This window comes from Streptococcus sp. KHUD_018 (assembly GCF_054861215.1).
Genome location: NZ_CM142176.1, coordinates 684122 through 704793, shown reverse-complemented (window position 1 = coordinate 704793; position 20672 = coordinate 684122). Strand labels below are relative to the sequence as shown.

The 20672-nt window shown below is 41.6% G+C and carries 7 protein-coding genes and 2 pseudogenes; all 9 read right to left on the bottom strand.

The window, feature by feature from the left end:
• Nucleotides 1-24 precede the first annotated feature (24 nt).
• Complete coding sequence (gyrB, locus tag ACVBD2_RS03495; RefSeq protein ID WP_000134070.1) at nt 25-1971, bottom strand: DNA topoisomerase (ATP-hydrolyzing) subunit B; 1947 nt, start codon at nt 1969-1971, stop codon at nt 25-27.
• Between the two features lie 13 nt (nt 1972-1984).
• Complete coding sequence (locus tag ACVBD2_RS03490) at nt 1985-2548, bottom strand: HAD-IA family hydrolase (RefSeq protein ID WP_247943456.1); 564 nt, start codon at nt 2546-2548, stop codon at nt 1985-1987.
• 83 nt (nt 2549-2631) lie between these two features.
• Nucleotides 2632-3186, bottom strand: a complete 555-nt coding sequence (locus tag ACVBD2_RS03485) for a DJ-1 family glyoxalase III (protein WP_247943457.1) — start codon at nt 3184-3186, stop codon at nt 2632-2634.
• A 10-nt stretch (nt 3187-3196) separates the two neighbouring features.
• The gene (locus ACVBD2_RS03480; protein ID WP_247943458.1) at nt 3197-4420 is read right to left on the bottom strand and encodes an FtsW/RodA/SpoVE family cell cycle protein; all 1224 of its coding nucleotides are present in this window, start codon (nt 4418-4420) and stop codon (nt 3197-3199) included.
• A gap of 5 nt (nt 4421-4425) precedes the next feature.
• Nucleotides 4426-6915 carry a bifunctional DnaQ family exonuclease/ATP-dependent helicase gene (locus tag ACVBD2_RS03475; protein ID WP_461686292.1) on the bottom strand — a complete coding sequence of 830 codons (2490 nt, stop codon included), beginning with the start codon at nt 6913-6915 and terminating at the stop codon, nt 4426-4428.
• Between the two features lie 199 nt (nt 6916-7114).
• Entirely contained in the window at nt 7115-7966 is an 852-nt protein-coding gene (locus ACVBD2_RS03470) for an NAD(P)H-hydrate dehydratase (RefSeq protein WP_461686130.1), read from the bottom strand.
• A gap of 125 nt (nt 7967-8091) precedes the next feature.
• Nucleotides 8092-12717: pseudogene (locus ACVBD2_RS03465) on the bottom strand (SIALI-17 repeat-containing surface protein); the annotation flags it as partial.
• Between the two features lie 279 nt (nt 12718-12996).
• Nucleotides 12997-13104: pseudogene (locus tag ACVBD2_RS03460) on the bottom strand (YSIRK-type signal peptide-containing protein); the annotation flags it as partial.
• 165 nt (nt 13105-13269) lie between these two features.
• A complete protein-coding gene (locus ACVBD2_RS03455; protein WP_461686129.1) occupies nt 13270-20586 on the bottom strand; it encodes an SIALI-17 repeat-containing surface protein in 7317 nt (2438 codons plus the stop codon).
• Nucleotides 20587-20672: the final 86 nt, after the last annotated feature.

Sequence of the window (20672 nt, the reverse complement as noted above, 5' to 3'; positions counted from 1 at the left end):
CATGGGAACTATTTCCCACATTTTTTAGACGTCAAGGGTGCTGTAAACGGCATTTTCTTCGATAAATTCACGGCGAGGTTCAACTCGGTCCCCCATCAACATATCAAAGATCTTATCTGCTTCGGCAGCATCATCTACCGAAACACGCGCCATCAAGCGATGTTCTGGATCCATGGTTGTTTCCCACAATTGGTGGTCATCCATTTCTCCCAAACCTTTATAACGTTGGATGGTTGGTTTTGAACGCCCTTCACTGTGACGTGCTAAGGCTTCTTGGAGTTTAATTTCTTGATCTGCACCAGGCTGGATGTATTCTTTGATCTCACTTCCAACTTTAACCCCATAGATTGGCGGTTGGGCAATGTAGACATATCCAGCTTCTAGAATTGGTTTCATGTAGCGGTAAATCAAGGTTAGCAAGAGGGTCCGAATGTGGGCTCCATCGACATCGGCATCAGTCATCAAAACGAGTTTTTGGTAACGAGCCTTAGTGACATCAAATTCTGCACCAAATCCTGTTCCCATGGCAGTGAAAAGGCTCCGAATTTCTTCGTTGGCAAGGATTTTATCCATGCTAGCTTTTTCAACGTTCAAGATCTTACCACGAATTGGCAAGATAGCTTGGAATTCACGGTTACGACCAGATTTAGCTGACCCACCAGCTGAGTCTCCCTCAACGATAAAGAGTTCTGTTTCAGCAGGGTTATTTGAAGAACAGTCTGCTAGTTTTCCAGGAAGATTGGAAATTTCCAAACCAGATTTCTTGCGAGTGACTTCACGCGCACGCTTGGCAGCTACACGAGCCTTGGCAGCCAAAATCCCTTTTTCCACGATGCGCTTGGCAATCTGCGGATTCTCCATGAGGAAATCAGAGAAGGCATCGCTGAAGAGACGATTGGTGATCTTAACCACTTCGCTATTTCCCAGTTTGGTCTTGGTTTGTCCTTCAAACTGCGGATTTGGATGTTTAACTGAGATAACTGCAGTCAATCCTTCACGGACATCTTCCCCTGTCAGGTTGTCTTCATTGTCTTTTAGGAGTTTATTTTTGCGGGCATAATCATTGATAACACGTGTCAGCGCTGTACGGAAACCTTGCTCATGCGTACCACCTTCATGGGTGTGAATATTATTGGCGAAACTCATGACGTTTTCGTGGTAACCGGTTGTGTACTGCATGGCTACTTCAACTGTGATATCATCCATCTCACCGTCTGTGTAGATTGGTGTATCAAAGATCACATCCTTGTTCTCGTTGATATATTCAACGTAGCTAGCAATTCCACCTTCATAGTGGTAATGTTTAGTCTGTTCGAGACCTTCACGCTTATCTGTGATCGAGATTCGAAGACCTCGGTTCAAAAAGGCTAGTTCTTGAATACGTTTGTTTAATTTGTCAAAGTCAAAAGTCGTTGTTTCTGTAAAAATCTCTGGATCTGGTGTGAAGTGAACTGTTGTTCCAGTTTTATCCGTATCTCCAACCACCTCAAGGTCAGCAACAACATGACCACGACGGTATTCTTGGTAATGAATCTTACCGTTTTTGTGAACATGAACATCTAGTTGCGTTGAGAGGGCATTTACTACGGAAGAACCTACTCCATGGAGACCACCTGAAACCTTGTATCCGCCACCACCGAATTTTCCTCCAGCGTGAAGGACTGTAAAGACGGTTTCAACAGCGGGACGTCCTGTCTTTTCCTGAATGTCAACAGGAATTCCACGTCCATCATCTACAACGGTGATGGAATTATCTGGCTCTATAAAGACTTGGATATGACTGGCAAATCCAGCTAAGGCTTCATCAATTGAGTTATCAACGATTTCCCATACTAGATGGTGAAGACCTTCTTTTGAAGTCGATCCAATATACATACCTGGACGCATACGAACAGCTTCAAGTCCCTCCAAAACTTGAATTTGACTGGCATCATAATCTTGTGCCTGTTGATTTTTGATTTCTTCTGTCATTTTTTCCCTTTTCTTACATGTCTATTGCTTGTCTCAATGTCGCAACGTTATTAAAAAGATAGGCATCTAAGCCAGCAGCTTCACCTGCTTCTATATCAATATTTCTGTCACCAATGACCAAACCAGATGTAATATGATATTTATCACGTAAATAAATCATGGACTCAGGATCTGGTTTTCGTTTAAAGCCAGAACTGGCAGTCACCACCTCGGTGAAGTAGTTCGCTATCTGGGTCTTGGCAAGAAGTTCTAGCACCTGGTCATTTCGATGAGAAACCAAGAAATGGCGACCACCCTTGTCCGAAATGTCTTTGAGTAACTCTGGAATTCCCTCAAACAAGACTGGGTGCTCTAGCTCACGCGCTTCATTTTCTTTGTAGTTTTCTAAAAAATTCTCGATGTCTGGGGCAAACTTCTCAATGGCAAAAGCTGTCGAAACCTTCAAGGCTTCGTAAACACGGTCATGCTCTTGCTCAATTCCGTATTGGGCTAAGGTTTCTACAAAAGCTGCTGTAGAAGTCTCGTAATTATCCAATAGGGTACCACCTAAATCCCATATGTAGTCGTGATATTTCATACCCCTCATTATACCATTTTTTTATGAAAAAAGCGATGATTTCCTAGATTTTTCCAAGCAAAAACGAGAGTTTAACCCTCGTTTTACTGTTGATTTTCAAAGACATCCCGATAGAGCATGCCGACTCGTAAACTTTCAGCATCTCCTCCCAACTGCTCCACCAATTCATAGGCAAAGGCAAGGGCAGTTGACGGTCCTCGGCTAGTTGTTAGATTACCATCTACAACCACTGTTTGCTTTTGATAAGTTCCGTCAGTAATGTTCTCCTGAACACCGTCATAACAGGTGAAGCACTTGTCTTTCAAAACACCTGCTTGATGGAGGGCGATTGGAGCTGCACAGATGGCCGAAATCTTCTTTCCTTCTTGGTTAAAGGCTTGAATTTCAGAAATGAGGGCTGGATTATCCCGTAGGTGAGCTGATCCAGGCATGCCACCTGGAAGAACTACCAAGTCATAGTCGGATAAATCACCATCAAAGATACGGTCGGCTTTTACCTGAATGCCATGTGATCCTGTCACGTGCTCTTCAAATCCTACCATATCACATGAAATGTTTGCTCGACGCAAAACATCGACTACTGTCAAGGCTTCAATTTCTTCAAAACCCTGAGCTAAGATAACTGCTACTTTTGCCATAGTGGCCTCCTTATTTGATTTGTTTTAGGACGACTTTCTTTCGTTTAAATGGAACTTTTCCACTTTTCTCTTCTGCTAGATTGGTTTGGTAACTCATAGACAAGAGGAGACCGACTCCGATGAGGTTACTAATAATTGCGGATCCCCCTTGGGAGATGAAAGGCAGAGGAATCCCTGTCAAAGGAAGTAAGCCTGTCACGGCACCGATATTTTCAAAAATATGGAAGAGTAACATCATGATAAATCCAGTCGAAATGTAGGTGTAGAACTGGTTATTTGATCTGAGCGTAATCTTCAACATACGATAGATAAGAAGCAAGTACAAAACAATGACAAAGACTGAACCAATGAAGCCAAAATCTTCAGCAATCACTGTGAAAATCATATCACTTTCACGTACTGGAATGAGGAGATTGGACACATTGAAACCTTGCCCAAACAAACCACCACTTCCAATCGCAATTTGCCCCTGCGCCTGTTGGTAAGTCGTTGTTTGTGCAAAGTCAAAGGGATTGAGCCAAGCCAAAATACGGTTGATCTGGTATGTTGGCATCCCAATCTGGTGCAAGAAGGCACGTCCATCCTTGCTTATAAAGATTGCCATGAAGCCTGCAACTGCAGTCACTCCTGTTGCAAAAACAGGAATGATAATCTTCCACGAAACACCTGAAAGGAGGACCATGCCTGCAAAAATAGCCACGAAGACCAAGGCAGTCCCTAGGTCACTTTGTAGGGCTAGAAGGATCAAGACTGGGATGGTAAAGGCAATCATCCAACCAATCAATAGAAAATCCAAGGGAATAGTCCGTCGCCACTCCTTGTGTTTTTGAGTAAATTGTACAATGACTCGAGCTAATATCAAGATGTAGGAAATCTTCATGAACTCAGATGGTTGAAAGAGCGTGGTTCCACCTATTGACACCCAGTTTTTAGCACCTGTAGAAGCTACCAGACTCGGATTGTAAAAAACAAGGGGGAGAACCATCAAAGCCAAACCTAAGGCATAAAGATAGGGAGTCACCTTCCATAAAAACTCGGTATTGAAGAACATGACGACAAAGCCAATGACAAGCCCTAAAGTAATCCAGGCGATTTGCTGACCTAGAATTGGAAGAACATTATTGGGATAGTCATGGCTAACTGCTATATAAATAGCCACTACTCCAATCACCAGTAGACAAAATACTGGTAGAAGAAGACTATAGTCGACTCGAGAGTCGAAGGAACGTTTCATATTTTTTACCTTTTCTCTTTCTTGGATTTTTCTTTCATTCTATTGCGACGAGATTGGAGAAAATCAGCTACAGCAGGCTCTAGCTGATCTCTAGCAAGGACCCGAACAGTTCTTTCTTTTGACAAGGTTTGGGCGATTTGTTTACCGTAACGCTTGCTGACGACACGACTGTCTAAAAGCACAGCAACTGAAGCTTGGTCAGGCCGTCTAACAGTACGTCCCAGGGCTTGTTTTAGCCGAATGATCGCCATCGGCAATTGATAATCATAGAAAGGATTTTTCCCTTCTTGACGCAGTTCTTGGTTTAATTTTTGGGTTAAAGGTTCTTGGGGATTTTGGAAAGGTAATCTCGGAATCACTTGAATCACGCAAGGATGGGTTGAAAAATCAACTCCTTCCCAGAAACTACCTGTTCCAAGCAAGATCTGGCGTTCGCCTTTTTCAAAACGTTTTTTCAGTTGGCTTGGTTCCCCATTTTTATACTGAGCTAGATGAGGTTGGTCTAGCAAATCTGAAACTGCCAGCAACATCTCTTTTGAGGTAAACAAAACCAATAAGGGTTCTTGAAAGCCTTGTAACCTTCGGATAACAGAGGCCACTTCATTAGCATAGTCAAAAGGTGAAACTTCTGTCACAAGAGGAAAGTCATCGACTAAAAAGACTTCTTGTTGCCCCTGTTTTGCTAAATCAAGCTTAACAAGCGGAGCATCTGGAAATCCCAATAAATCTGCTAAGGAAACTCGATTGCTGATTTCGAGAGTAGCCGATACTCCTAGGAGCCTACAATCTTCTGGCAATAAATCTGCTAGTATAAAGCGGCCTTTTTTGCTTGAACAAATCAAGACATCCTTGCTCGATTTCTCTGCTGTAGCAAGCCAAAATTCACGGTCCGACGTGAAAAAGTTTGCAATCTCTCTATACTCAGGGAGAGCTAACTCCGAAAAATGTTGGCGCAACTGTTCGAGAGAATCCAACCACTTCCCATTCTTCAGACCTGACTGATAGTGCTCCATCAAGTAACGACATTCAAAGCTAATACTCTCAAGCAAGCGCTTCTGAACCAAATCTTCCTCTGTCTCCAAGGACTTTTCAATTTGGATTACAAGATCCCCAAGGCGATAAGCCTGCTGGGCTAGATTTTCAAGAGCTAGCAGCATTTTTTGAGCTTCATCCAAAATCACCAAACGGTTGTCGACAAACTCTGAATTGTCTTCCAAACGAGTGACCAGATAAGCATGATTGGTCAGAAGAACATGACTGGTTTTAGCCTTTTCCTGCCCTCGTTTCCAAAAATCCTCTGTAGCAAATAAACTTTTCTTTGAAAGCTTGCCGTCGTGGACTAGTTCTGGCAGAAAGTGCTGATAGCGGTAAAGCTGCCCGATTTCATCCAAGTCACCAGTCTCTGTCTCCGTTAGCCAGATAAGCAGTTGCATTTTAAAGCGTGTGAAAAGGCGATTGGACTCTACTCGATGGAGAATTTGATGAAAAACATCCAATTTCAAGTAATTTTGAGGACCCTTGAGACTATGAATCTCCAGATGGAAGACCTCTTTTAAGCGCTGACCTTCTTCTTGCATGATTTGATTTTGAAGAAGTTTGGTCGGAACGCTCACTAGGATACCTGCTTGACTCTCCAAGTTCAAAGCTGGAAGGAGATAACCATAGGTCTTGCCCAGTCCCGTTTGAGCTTGGATAAAGGAAGTCTGGTGTTCTTCCAATAAGTGCTCAACCTTCTCCGCAAATTCCAGCTGCTGTGGACGTTCCTCCAGCCCCAATAAAGAAATATTTTTTGCAAAATCTTTGGATAACTTTCGTGGTACTAATGCCTGACTTTCCTTTCTCAGGAAAAGTCCATGGAGTTCTATCAAGTCTGGCGAAGATAAGAGAGATTGTTGCTGATAGACCTCCTCAATCACCAGATAACTTTCATAGAGAAGGTTGTCCGCAAGGTCTAACAAGCTTTCTAAAAGCCCTTTAGGTAGCTCAAAAAGTTTTTGACGCATGTAAAGCAAGAGTTCTGCTGTTGCCTGAGCATCAGACAGGGCAGTATGGGCATGTTCCAGCTCAATGCCCAACTCTTGACAAAGGATTCCTAAGTTATACTTTTCAAACTGAGGATACAGAACTTGGGCAAGCTCAACTGTATCCACCCGCGGTGTGCGCAATTCATATCCTTCCAAAAAGAGAAATTCTGCAAGAAGGTTAGCATCAAACTGTACATTATGCGCAACAAAAATACCGTCCTTAACCAATTCAAAAATTTTTCCAGCCACCTGAGAAAACTCTGGTGCCGCAGCCAAACGCTGATCGGTCAGACCCGTTAATTCTTTGATATGAGAATCCAAGGGTTCATGGGGATTGACATCGGTCGCATACTGATCGATGATGTCACCATTCTCAATCACCACAATGCCTACTTGAATAATTTTTGCCTTGCTTCCGGTGCTGGTCGCCTCTAAATCAACGACCACATACCGATCATTTCTCGCATTCATCATTAAAAATTATATCAAAAAAAGCATGATTTGACACCCCTCAACTTTGATAACAATCTCACTTTCCTTTTGAGTTTGAGTAAAAATCAAGACCTTAAAAGTGAGAATTTCACGCAAGTTAAGCAGTTGGTCGCTGGTTCTGAGGTATTTAAAAACCTTATCAACAAAGCTACATCAACATAAAAAGACAACTAAGGTATTAGCTGCCTTTTTGAGATATTTTTTTCATTATTTTGGGAAGATGACTGCTGATTTCCGTCGGTAAGACCACATAATGTTCTTGAGCTAATTCTTGGGCTATAGCTGAATGAAGATGAGTCGCTGCTACCACTCGATCGTAGAGACTAGCTTGTTTAAACTGGTCTGCAAATCCTGCAATCATTCCAGCCAGAGTATCTCCCATTCCCCCAGTCGCCTGATAGGGACCACCAACCTGTAACTGGTAACAATCAGATTGGCCAGCTTGCCAAATACGAGTAGCCGGACCCTTCTCTACCAAAATTGTTCCTTGAGGGAAAGAAGTCAAAGCACTAGCTGTTGTACCTTCGTTTTGTTTTTCAATCGTAATTCCAGACAGTTTTTCCCACTCCTTTTGGTGGGGAGTTAGGATAAGCTGGCTAGAAGGAAATGACAGACTTATCCTAGCGAGAATAGTCAAGGCACCTCCGTCTACAATCAAAATCTGATTCTGTCTTGAGCTAGCAAAGACCTGTTTGACTAGTTCTTCTCCAAAAGTATCGTCTCGTAAACCAGGTCCCAATAAGACAACTTCTGCCCTCTCCAATTGCTCTTTTAACAATTGCTGATCTTGAAGAGAGAAGGCCATAGCCTCAGGTAAATGACTGTGTAGAGCAAGGATATTTTCCCTATCTGTTCCAACGGTCACCAATCCTGCACCACTTTTTACAGCTGCCAAGGCAGCCATGATGATGGCTCCACCATAAGGATAGGTCCCACCAAGCAAGAGCAGACGGCCATAGTCTCCTTTATGACTGGTACGAGAACGTTCAATAATGACTTTTTCTAGTAAGGCTTGATCAATCACTTTCATCGTTTTTTCCTCTCTATTCATTATACTATAAAGTTTATTGACCTTGCATCTTAAACATAAATCTCTTCCTTCATATAGAAAAAGAGGGGACAAAGCCCCTCTACGAAATATCTCTTTTTTCAAAGTCAATTAATTTCTTTTTTACTTTTTGCGACAAAGATAGCAGATAGAGCTAGTCCAACACTTGCCAAGAAAATAGCTGTTTCTGACTGTTTCTCACCAGTTTCTGGCAATCTCTTGTCTTCTTTGGCAATTTGAACTGGTGCTCCTGAAGTCTGAGTTTTTTCTAACGAACTTAGCTTGAACTCTGGTTTCTCTACTGTCGGTGCTGCCTGGTCGCCTACTGTTGATAAGGGACCTGTGTAAGCTGGGAGCTCATGTTTCAAGGCCATAACGGAGTTGACTCCGCCCTGGAACTCTGGTTTTTCTACTGTAGGTGCGGATTGGTCACCTACTGTTGCTAGCAGGCCTGTGTATTCTGGCAATTCATGCACTAGAGCCATCACTGCATTGACACCACCTTGGAACTCAGGTTTCTCTACCATTGGAGCAGCTTGGTCACCTACTGTTGCTAGCAGGCCTGTGTATTCTGGCAATTCATGCACTAGAGCCATCACTGCATTGACACCACCTGTGAACTCAGGAACTTCAAGCATGGGTGCTGGTTCTTCACCCTTACTTGATTGAACAGCTTCTTCCGTCAATTCTTGATAGAAGCTCGCCAGTTCATAAAACTCAGCCTTGCCACCTTCCCAGACTAATTTGACGTCTAGAAGAGAGCTACCATTTCGGATAGCGAGGGTTTGGAGGCTTGATGTAATGGCACCGAGGTCTAGCCAACTGTCTTGACCATCCTTGAGTGTTCTAGCAAGAACACGTGCCTTAGCTCCTTCAGGAAGACTGGAAACGAGACGAAGGTGGTTGGCATTGGTTGGCTCAGATAAGTGATACACCAATTCGCCCTTGTCTTTTTCAGACTTGTAGCTGGTCAAGACTTTGCCGTCTACAAGATTATTGTAAAGATTACCTTGGCTTTCTCCACTACTTCCTTCTACTGTTGGATCATTGATTGGTTTGACAAATTCACCGTCATTGATGACCAATTCTGTAAATCCTACAAAACGAGCATCATAGTCTGCCGTATAGAGGACACGGAGATAGTTGGCTTTGACTGGTGTAGTCAATTCACCCTCGATGTAGCGATTTCCTGGCATCTTAGAATCATGTGTCCAACCATCTGTCAGTGAATCATCGTGTTGGCTATTGGCTACACCATCTCCTACTGTCACGACATCTGTCCAAGTTTTACCGTCTTGGCTGACTTGGATCTTACCATCACGAAGGTAGTTTTGAGTTCCGTCCTGGATGTAGGCTCTAATCTTCTTGATGGTACGTTCGCTACCAAGTTTCAAGGTTACGTGACCATCTTTATGGGCGTAGTCTGAAAACTCAACGAAGTTGTTGTAAACACCGTCAAATAGTTGATCTAGGTTGTTCAGTTTACGAACATCATTGCTGCCGTATGTTGGATGAATGCCCATAGTTGTAGATTCTAGTTTGGTTGGTTGTACTTCTTTGGTTGTCACAAGGAGAGAAGTGGCTGTCACAGCTTGTTCCTGATCTGTTTTGTTGACCAGACGCACATAACGTACTAAGTGGATTGCGACAGATCTGTCTATCAACTGGCTGGCTGGTGTCCATTCTTGTGCATTTGCAGAGTACTCTAGGCTAAGAGCAGGGTTAGCTTGGCCTTGGAGCTGGATGCTCTTGATCTGATGGATACGGTCCAGCTTCATACCTAGATAGCTATGAGCAGGGAGTTTGGTTCCAGCTGGAATTTGAAGCTCGTAACTGCCCAAGCTATCCACTACTGGCGTTTCCTTCAAGGCATCCACGTTGGTGTCTGTTAAGTCAAGATTTGGACTATCGACATCTACTGTAAATTCCGCAATTCTCCACCACTTATTTAAGGTTTGTGTATTGCGAATGCGAACAAAACGAGTTGTAAATTCTTGCACAATATCAGAAGTTCGTTGCCCTGATAAATTTTGAAGCGTTGTCCAATTTGTACCATCTGCAGAATATTCGATGACACCAGATGCTAGTTTGTCTCGTTCCCCTTGCATCAGATGAACTCGTTTTACTTTGTACAGTCCACCTAAGTCCATTTGTACCCAGGCTTGCGCTGGTGTGACATTGGTCTGATCAACATGTGCCATCATGGATTCTGTGTTTTCTCGACCATCTTGCATCTGAACAACACTTGTTCCATATTTGTAAACAAGGTTTGGACTTAAACTAATAGTGCCCCTAACCTTCTTACTACCCAATTCTAGGGGTCTGTTAACAGCAATTTCACGCATGGCAAGCCAAGCATTATCCTTCTTAGCTGTTGCTATCATACGAACAGCTTGAGCTGTGATATCAAGGTCATTAAATTCCAGAATACGTTCTCTACCAGTATAAGCGGGGCTCGTTATGGCTACCCATTCTCCATGTTCATTTTGATATTCAACAAGAGCATTACTAAAGGTATAATTATCGGCCGTATTAGTACCCGTAGCGAAACCTAATTTGTGTATTTTAATTGCCTTATTAAAGCGCAAGCCTACATAATCGCCTCTCTCAATCACAATGGTTGTTTTGGCAATCACATGTGTATCAAAGTCACCATCTGTGACTTCTTTCAATCCGCCTTCTATTCCAGCACGATTCGTAATAAATGTTGTCACAAATTTATCTGGATTCAACATTGCTTGGATATGTAAGGCTAAGTATTCTTTGAGATTATTGATAAATGGTCGAATATGTTGGACACCAAATTCTGCGTATTCATAATGGTCAACGTAAAAGAAGGCATACTTAACTGACTGGTCATAATGTTTGACTCCGGCCTGATAATACTCCCACACCTTGGCATCATTTTTTTCAGTAAGACCTTCTGTAGCTGTTAGGAAAGCTTCAAGCGCGTTCATTTGATCTACTGTATTCTCTAACCAATAGTGAATTTGTTCGATTAATTTCTGATCACCTTTTTCTTTAAGTAATAGAGCATTGGCTTTCAAACCAGCAAAAATTTCCCTCAACTCTTTTCTTTCAGTATCCAGATTTTGACCAGATTTGAGTTTGTTATAGAATTCTGTCAATTTTGGAGCCAATTCTACAGACTCTTCTAATTTAGTGACATGGGGAGGTCTATTTTGATTGCGCATGTGTTTTCCGAGTTCTCGAAAAGCCTTCGAAACACTGCTTTCTTCAAAATGATCATTAACTACATAGTTAAAGGCCATATCGTTGATTTGTTCTGCTTCTTCTACACTTCTCCATTGTTTCCATCCATACTGAGCCATATCAAAAAGTGCCACTTTAGATGCTTCAGATTGTTGCATTGGATTTAGCATAATTCCTTGTGCAAGTGATAAATCAACATTTGGATGTAAGAATTTTTCACCACCTCCAAGAATTAGGTGGGGTTTTGTATTATCATTACATGGCCAGTTAATCCAGAACTGAATTGGACGGTAAGTCTTACCACCTTCTGTTAAATTTTTCTTTAAGTTCGTTAAGAATGTTTGGTCAACAGCCCCCCAGACCTTTCCACCAGTAAGAGTTAAATGGACATTTTCAGGAAGATGTTCATTCAAGGTTCGAAGTTCAGCTTCAGTTCCTTGCCCCATGTACCAGGCAGGAACAAAAATCATATCTTTACGGAGACCACTGTATGTTGTTTGTTTTTCAGTCAACCAATTTGTGATATCCTTCATCAAGCGAACATAACTATGGTAACCACCAACTGGGCTTGGTGCATCATCTGCAAGCACACCAAATTCACGCACTCCCACGTCCAACAACTGAGTAAACTTAGCCTTTATGGTTGCAAGATCAGCCTGGTAATGCGCTTCATTGCCAAAGCGGATACGATTGTTCATAAATGGATGGATGGTCCAAACATAACGTGTTTTCGTTTGATTACCGACACGTGCAAGTTCTCGGATTTCAGCCAGTTTTTCTTCTGGGTAAAGTTCACGCCATTTCTTATTGTGGTATGGATCATCTTTTGGTGCGAAATAGTATTGAGTTAACTTCAATTCACTTCCATAACGCATCAATTCTTTACGATTTTCATTAGACCATGGATTTCCATAGTAACCTTCGATAAACCCACGGTTCTTGATTTCAGCGTAATCTTCCACTGTCACATTGCGAAGGACTGGCACTTGACTTTCCTTGAGCATATGTTTCAAGGTTGTCAAACCATAAAAGACCGCATCTGTGTCTTTTCCGACGATGGAGATAGAGTTGTCCTTGATGGTCAGAGCATAAGCATCAATTTTGTCAAAGAGACCTGCGGAAACCTTGGACAAGTTTTGTTCTGCTTGTGAACCTTGTCCATGCACTCCAAGATAGATATTAGTTGCGCCAGAAACGGCCGTTTTACTAGTTTTGTAAGATACTTGATTGTCCTGCAAAACGCTCTTCAAGCGATTGCGAGTATAGATATCGAGTTGATCGCCCATTACCAGATTGACTTGCTTACGAAGGGCTGTGACACCTTCTCCATAAGTCACTTTTTGTGGAGTTGGAAAGACCTTGTACTCTTTTTTGAGATAGTCTGAGCTCTTGCTGGCAGCTTCAATACTGGCTTCGCTAGCTGGTTTGCTTGCCGTAAATTGATTGGCCAATTCAACTGTTCCATCACCTGTTTGCTCTACTTTTGGAGTTTCAGGTGTAATTGGTTGACTAGGTTTAGCGATTTCTTTATCATTTTGTCCTCCACTCATGGCTTCAGACGGCTTTGTTTCATTCTCTGGAATTCCAGGTGCTTCAGCTGGTTTAAGATTATTTGTCGAATCAGTAGAACCAATCGTTCCTGTAGTTTCTCCATTTCCAACTGTCGAGCTAGCTTCCTTCCCAGCATTTTCTTCTGCTTTCTTCAAAACTGCTGCAAGTTCATCAGGTAACTTTTCCAATGGCTGAGCTTGAGTTATAGTTCCCTCTTTATCTCCTACACTACCTGTTTCTGCTGCCTCTACTAAATTAACACCAAAGATACTGGCACCAATCATAATAGAAGCTACTCCAATAGCGAATTTACGAATACTGTAATGACAACGTTTATTGAAAAAATTTTTATCCATCTTTATCTTATCTCCTTTCATCCAAACACGAAAGTAAACGATTCCATTTTTACTAGTAAAGACGGAGAGGCCTAATCGGTCCTCTCCATCTCTTCAACTCATTTATCGATGTGATTTTTTATCATCGACCAAGCTATACCAATAGGATAGCATTAGACGCACAAACTAATCCTCTTTTCGTTTTGCAGTTAATAGGGCTGCTGACAAGGCCAAGCTAACACCTGCCAAGAAAATGGCTGTTTCAGATTCTCCCTCACCTGTTTCTGGTAATCTATTTTGCTCTTCTTTTACTACTGAAACATTTGGTTTTATAGTCTGGTCATGAGCTAATAGCTCTACTGGATAATCTGGTTTTTCAAGAACAGGCGCTTCCTCATTTCCTACCGTGGCTAGAACACCATGATACTCTGGAAGTTTATGTTCTAGAGCCATTACAGCATTAACGCCACCCTTAAATTCAGGTTTCTCAACGCTTGGTGCCGCTTGATCTCCTACAGTAGCAAGAGTTCCTGTGTATTCTGGAACTTCGTTTACTGCTGCTTCTACAAAGTTAGCACCTCCTTTGAATTCTGGAACTTCGTTTACTGCTGCTTCTACAAAGTTAGCACCCCCTTTGAATTCTGGAACTTCATTGACTGCTGCTTCTACAAAGTTAGCACCTCCTTTGAATTCTGGAACTTCATTGACTGCTGCTTCTACAAAGTTAGCACCTCCTTTGAATTCTGGAACTTCATTGACTGCTGCTTCTACAAAGTTAGCACCTCCTTTGAATTCTGGAACTTCATTGACTGGAGCTGGCTCCTCGCCTTTACTACTTGAAATAGATGCTTTCACTCCTACTTCAACAATGCGATCCTGAGCCTTTCTTTCTTCAGAATGAACAAGACTTCTAGTAGTACCCAAAACTTGAATATAGTCAACTTTTTCTCCATCTTGTCCTTCAGAAACTACACGACGTTTACCTTGAGCAAGCGCAGGGGTTTCACGAACAACTTCTTTAAACGGAAGTGGAGTCTTTTCAATTTCCAAACTTGGAGCTTCTGCAACTAAGTTCTTAACGCCTTCTGTCGGTGTTGTTTGGAAGGTAGACTTAAAGTGTAAACGATATTCTTTCACCAGATTTCCATCTTTGGAAATAAGACGAACAAGTGTTGGAAGATTTGTATTTCCATGATCCACAACTGTGACTACTCCATGTCCACTAGTTGTCGCAGTGACTTTTGGTTTGGATCCCATTGTTGTTAGGGTGTACTCTGTCACATTTGGATCAAAGTTTTCCAATGCTTTTCCATCAATCGAAATAGTCGCTGATGGTGTTTCGACTTCTGCTCCCTTGCCTGCAGAGTAGGCTGTAAATTCTACAAGTGCTAGACCATTAGTAGTAGCCTTACGAGTCATACGCGCACGAATAGCTGTTGTTTGAACTGGATCAAAGTTAAACTCGATTGGTTTACCAGCCACTAATTCTCCAGAAGACTTGTAAGGAATTGGTGCCCAATTTTCTGCTTTGTTGAATGGATGGTCAGCATTTTCTTCATAACGAGAAATCGTACTTGGCTCTGTAAAGGCAGGACCAATATATCTTTCTAGAACCATTTTCTCTGGGGCATCTGTGCCACTATCTTTAAAGAACTGAATGGCTACTTTTCCAATAGATTGAGAAGTAATTTTTCCATCCTTCTTAAAGAGTAGTCCGACAGAAGTTTCTTGATTTTTCGGAGTACGAGTCCAGTTTGTCCAACGTCCATCTTCATTGTATTTTCCATCATTGATATAGAAAATTCTATCATGTGAAGCTGCTTGTGTATCGTTCGTTATCGAAGCAAAGGCTTTAGAATCAGTTTCATTGTTGTTTGGATTTTCTGAAATGACTTGATTGCCTTTAGAAACAACTGTCACCTGCATTTTAGTGGTTAGATTTGTACCAATGACATGACCGGTAACTTCAAATGTTCCCTCATGCTCTGTCGCATGTTCAGGAATAGCATCCCACTTCACTGCAAGTTTATCTGTAGTCCAATTAGTTGAAGTTGGATAATAAACACTTACTTCTGAAGGAAGTTGAAGATTGTCTCCAACATTCAAGATTTTAGCACTGTTTTCTGCAGCAAGAGGTTGACTAGTTTCTCTCTCATCATTGCGGAAAATTCGATATTCTTTCAACACCGTACCATCTTCTGCTTTCAAGATGAGACGTGTTGCACCTTTTGGACTTGTTGCAGGAACAACTGTTACCAAACCATTATTGCTAGCTGTTGCTGTGATTTCTTTGCTAGATTGAGGAATATAGTAATCTGTCTTAGATGGATTAAAATGTTCAAGATCCTTGCCATCTACCTTGATAGAAATCTCTGAACTTGTTTCACTTAAGACCTTGTTTCCAAGCACAGTTAGCTCTGTCAGACCAACACCTGATGTTCCATCTGCTTTCTTCATACGAATACGAACAGCGTAGGTTTCGACCTTGTCAAATGTGAAGTGATTGGTTTGAGTTGCAGACAGCTGACTTGGAGCATGTAAGTTTTCAACTGCTTTCCAATTGTCTGGATTATTAAATGGATGATTGCTATCTCGTTGCGCATGACTGACATCACTTGGTAAATCTGGAATTTCTTTACCTACATAATATTCAACTACATATTCTTTTGGAAGACCAATTGCTCCATCAGTATAGAAATCAACCGACAAATTGTTGACAAAACGCTTCGTCAAGTCTCCTGAATTACCAAATAAGATAGAAGCCCAGTCATTATCAGTATTTGTTCTCCAAGTAGTCCATCTATTTTTAGCATCTGATGGTGTTCTTGATACAGTCAAATCGTTCAAGGTGTTGGCTGTGTCATCTCCTCCTGTATTGGATACAATGGCAGCTGGTAATTGTGAACCTGTCCATTGTTTAGAGATATTATTTCCAGCAACCACTTGACTAGACACTCGAACATGAGCTTTAGTTGTCAGATTGCTACCTACTAAACGACCATTGATTTCATAGACCCCTTCAGTTTGACTAAAGTTGGCTGGAACCTGATCCCAAACAACATCTTTGTAGATAGTTGTTCCGTTAGAATGGTAAGCCCGGACATTAGCTGGCAATTGAACCGTCTCACCCTTAGGTACTGTGAGACTGATTTCCTCTGCAACTTGCAATCCTTCAACCGTTACAGTCGCTTGAGCTTCAATATCTGTGCCTTCCACATGTCCTTTAAGCGTAAAGCTATGATAGTGCCCCAACTCTTTTTCATCTACCTTATCCCAAGCTACAGATACTTTGCGTGGCAAGCCCTTATCAAATTCTGCTCCAACTTCTTTAGGTAGATTCGGTTGCTGATTGATATCTGTAGAAACAGACACAGGATGAAGTTTCACAATCTTCTTGCTGACTTTATTTTCTTTAATCACCACTTCAGTGGTTACAGATTCTGTTTTCTCTGTTTGATTATCGATTCGAGGTGTCAAAGTCACTCTTCCCTTAGTATAGAGCAATAGATTCTGACCATTCACCTCAAGATGTCCCCCATCAGATGATTTAGCTTCTAAGTGAATATCTGAAGCCGAAAACTCTGTTTGTGAACCATCCTCATAACGACCAATGACGTGATAAGTTAATACTTGATCTTCAGTGGCAGTTTCTTTTCCTTCTACAACCACTTCCAAACGTTTCAAAGCAGGAGCTTCCTTCACAAACTGAATTAAGTAAGTTTGAACCAAGTCACCCTTTTGGTCACTCAAGAAGACAGAAGCCTGATAACCATTATCAGCAGAAGCTTGCTGAACAGTTACTTGATATCCGGTAGTCTGAGCTCCAACACTTGGAATAGTTGCAGTGTAAGGAAGGGATACACGGTAATAGGTCTTGCCAGACTCAAAATTCTCAAGAGCTTTATCCCCAGCAGTAAGTCCTGTAATGCTACTTGTTGTTTCCTTACTACTTGCGATAAAGGTTGCAGTCACTTCACGGTCGTCATCTACCAATTTACCAGTAGCCTCCGTACGTCCACCTTCCTTGTTCAAAGCAGCAGGGTCTTTCAAGGTCCAAGAAACAACATCAGTATCAATCAAGCTACCATCTGTCAGAACAGCTGTGACCGTTTTATCCAAATCAGCCGCATTCGTTCCAACTGGGACTGTAGCAACTTTTGGTAACCATCTATCTAAAGCAATCACTTTAACAAGTGCCTCAGCTTTAGTTTCCAAACCTTCTACACGTCCAGATACTTTTTTCTCACCTGCGCTTGTAAGCAAGTCAGATGGCATTTCCCAAGTTACAGTCTTTTCCTCAACACTACCGTCACTATAAATAGCTGTTACTGTTTGAGGTAATTCAGGATTTGTCGTCACATCAGTTGTTGCTTTTACAGGAGCAAAGGCTACAAAGTGACGATTTTCTTTCTTACCAGACACCGTTGCGACCGTTGCGCTATCAGATGTCAAACCAGCAGAATCTGCATAAAGAGTAAATTTACCTTCTTTTTCTGTTGATTTTACAATGACAACCCCTTTACCATTGAAAGCACGTCTTTGCCATGTTCCATCTGCTTGAGCTTTGTAGCGTTCACGACTAGCTTGTTCTCCATTATCCACACCAACGATTTGTCCCTGACCATGAAGATTGAAATGAACAAGATTGTTAGCTGTAGGAACCACATTACCATCGCCATCAACAATTTCATAATGGATGTAGGATAGGTCCTTTCCATCTGCAGTGATAACATGCTCTTCTTTAGTCAGACGAACTCTTGCTGGCTCCCCAGCAGTTGTCACACTATCACGCGCAATTTCGTTGCCATTTTTATCTCGAGCAATCGCAGTCAGTGTGCCTGGTTGGTATTTCACAAGCCACTCAAGATACAATTCACTTGGTTTAGCTCCCTCATGATATGGACGTCCATCTTCTGTCCTTTTCTTAGTAAATTCCTTTTTACCAAGCGACTCTCCATTTAAGAACAATTCGACGCTTGCAGCATTTGAGAAGGTACGAACCGGAACCTTTCCATCAATCAGCATCTTGCGATCCTTAAGGGTCTCTTCAGTCCAGTTCCAATGTGGTAAAATGCGAACAGTTGGCTTTTCTTTAGCACTATACCATTCACTACGGTAAAGGTAGAAATCATTCTTTGGTAAACCAGCTGTATCAATAATACCAAAGTAAGAGCTCTTGACAGGTGTACTATCTTGGTTATGCCATGGAGTCGGTTCTCCAATATAGTCAATTCCTGTCCAGATAAATTGTCCAGCATAGCCAGCACGATCACGGTCAAAAGTCCATGATTCAGTAGCTGTTCTTCCCCATCCAACACGGTCATTACCATAGTCAGATTGTTCATAGTGACGATTTGGACGATTGTCATGTCCAAGGATTTGAGCAGGGTTATAATAAGAATCACGCGTCCTAGTAGCTGAAGAAGTTTCAGAACCATAAATGAGCCAGTCTGGATGCGCTCTACGAACAGCATCATAATTACGTTCACCATAGTTCATACCGACAGCATCCATAATTTCTGCGAGTTTCAAGAAATCACCTGTCGCCGCACGACTAAATTTGTTTTCCCCCATGGTTACATAACGCTCAGTATCAATCGCTTTGATAACTGCCTTCAAGCGTTTAGCAGTTTCGATAGAACGAGGACTACCATTTGCCTCCTCTACCTCATTTCCAAGAGACCACATGACGATAGACGGATTGTTCTTATCACGTTCTACCATTGTTCTGAGATCAAAATCAGACCACTTCTCACCCTTCTTAGCCTCCGGATGAGTTGCATCTTGATCAAAGAACCGTCCATAGTCGTAAGTCTTCTTGCCACCATACCAAGTATCAAAAGCTTCCTCTTGAACCAAAAGACCTAAACTAGCTGCAGCATCAAGTAACTGAGGACTCGCTGGATTGTGGGTTGTTCGAATAGAGTTAACCCCCATATCTTTCAAGAGTTTTAATTTACGATAGGTAGCCTTATAATTCTCTTCTGCCCCCAAGGCTCCATTGTCATGGTGAATACTTACTCCGTGGAATTTCATGCGTTCACCATTCAGAGAGAAACCTTCCTTAGCAGTCCAATTGAAATAACGGTAACCAAATGTATCTTCTGTTACATCAACTAGTTGACCTTCTTTATAAACCTTTGTTTTCAACACATACAGTTGAGGATGATAACTTTTTGTCGTCCAAAGAGTTGGTTTATTAACTAGGATTGTTTGTCTGAAATCTGCAGTTTCATTTTCTGCTAAATTCTTCGTTTCAGAGCGGACTAATTCTGAAACAACCTTACCTTCCTTAGTAAAAATTTGTTGTTCCACAAAGACTTTAGCAGCCTTCTTATCCGTATTTTTAATCTTACTTTGAACCTGTGTTTCAACATTCCCTTCTTTTTGCTCAGCAAGTTTTGGAGTAGTGATATGATTACCATTTTCGGCAACATGGACTTTATCACGATAACTAAGGGTTACATCACGATAAATCCCACTTCCTGAATACCAACGACTACTTGGTTGCTTATTGGTCACTTGAACAGTAATTGAATTTTCACTACCATCCTTGTTTAAAAATTCTGTGATATCATATGAAAAATGATTATAGCCACTTGGATAATGTCCGACAAATTTACCATTTACATAGACCTTTGAATCCATGTAAACCCCATCAAAATTGATACGAACATCCTTATTCTTGTCTGCTTCGTCTAATGTGAAAGTCTTACGATACCAAGCTGTTCCACCATTTAACTGCCCACCTTCATTACGAGCGGGAGACTTGTGATCAAAGTCAAAATAAATACTCCAATCATGAGGAAGATTCAATTTAGACCAATCATGAACATCCACATCTTTTTTTGAAAAATCTCCTTGGGCATTTAGTTTAAAATACCAATCTTTATTAAAATCTTGTTTTCGTTCCGATAATAGCTGTTTTTCCTTTTCAACTTCGGCTTTGTTTGACTCTCTAGACAGCACTTGCGATTTTTCAGAAGAAGGTTTAATCTCTGTGTCTGCTTTCACTTGGTCCTTTTCAGAAGTTTTTTTAGAATCCTCTTTCACTTCTGTTCCAGCTGTTACTGCAGATTCAACAGGCTTTGGATTTGCCTCTTCAGATTTCTGTTTGTTATCAGCCTTGTTTCCTTCTTCTACTTTATTTGGAGTTTCCCCTTTAGGACTAACCAATTCACGACTACTCTCGTTAGTAGGTGTAGTAGGTTCTGTATCCTTAGTCACTTTGTCTTCTGCCGATTCAGCTTTTGGTTTTACAAACTCACGCCCACCATTCTCATCAGCCTTTGCAATAGCAGCTGCCACATCATCGGGAAGCTTATCTAAAGGTTGAGCTTGATGAACAGTTGTTTCTTCTGTTTTAGCATTGGATGAAGCCACCTCCTCAGCTTGTACAGCAGAAATACCAAATATACTAGCCCCAATCATTACAGATGCCGCACCTATTGCAAATTTACGAATGCTATAATGACAACGTTTATCAAAAAGTCTTTTGTTCATTAAAATCCTCATTTCTTTTTCTTGATACAAAGTAAGCGTTTACTTTATTTTAAAAAATAACCTCCTTCTGAATACACAAACAAGTA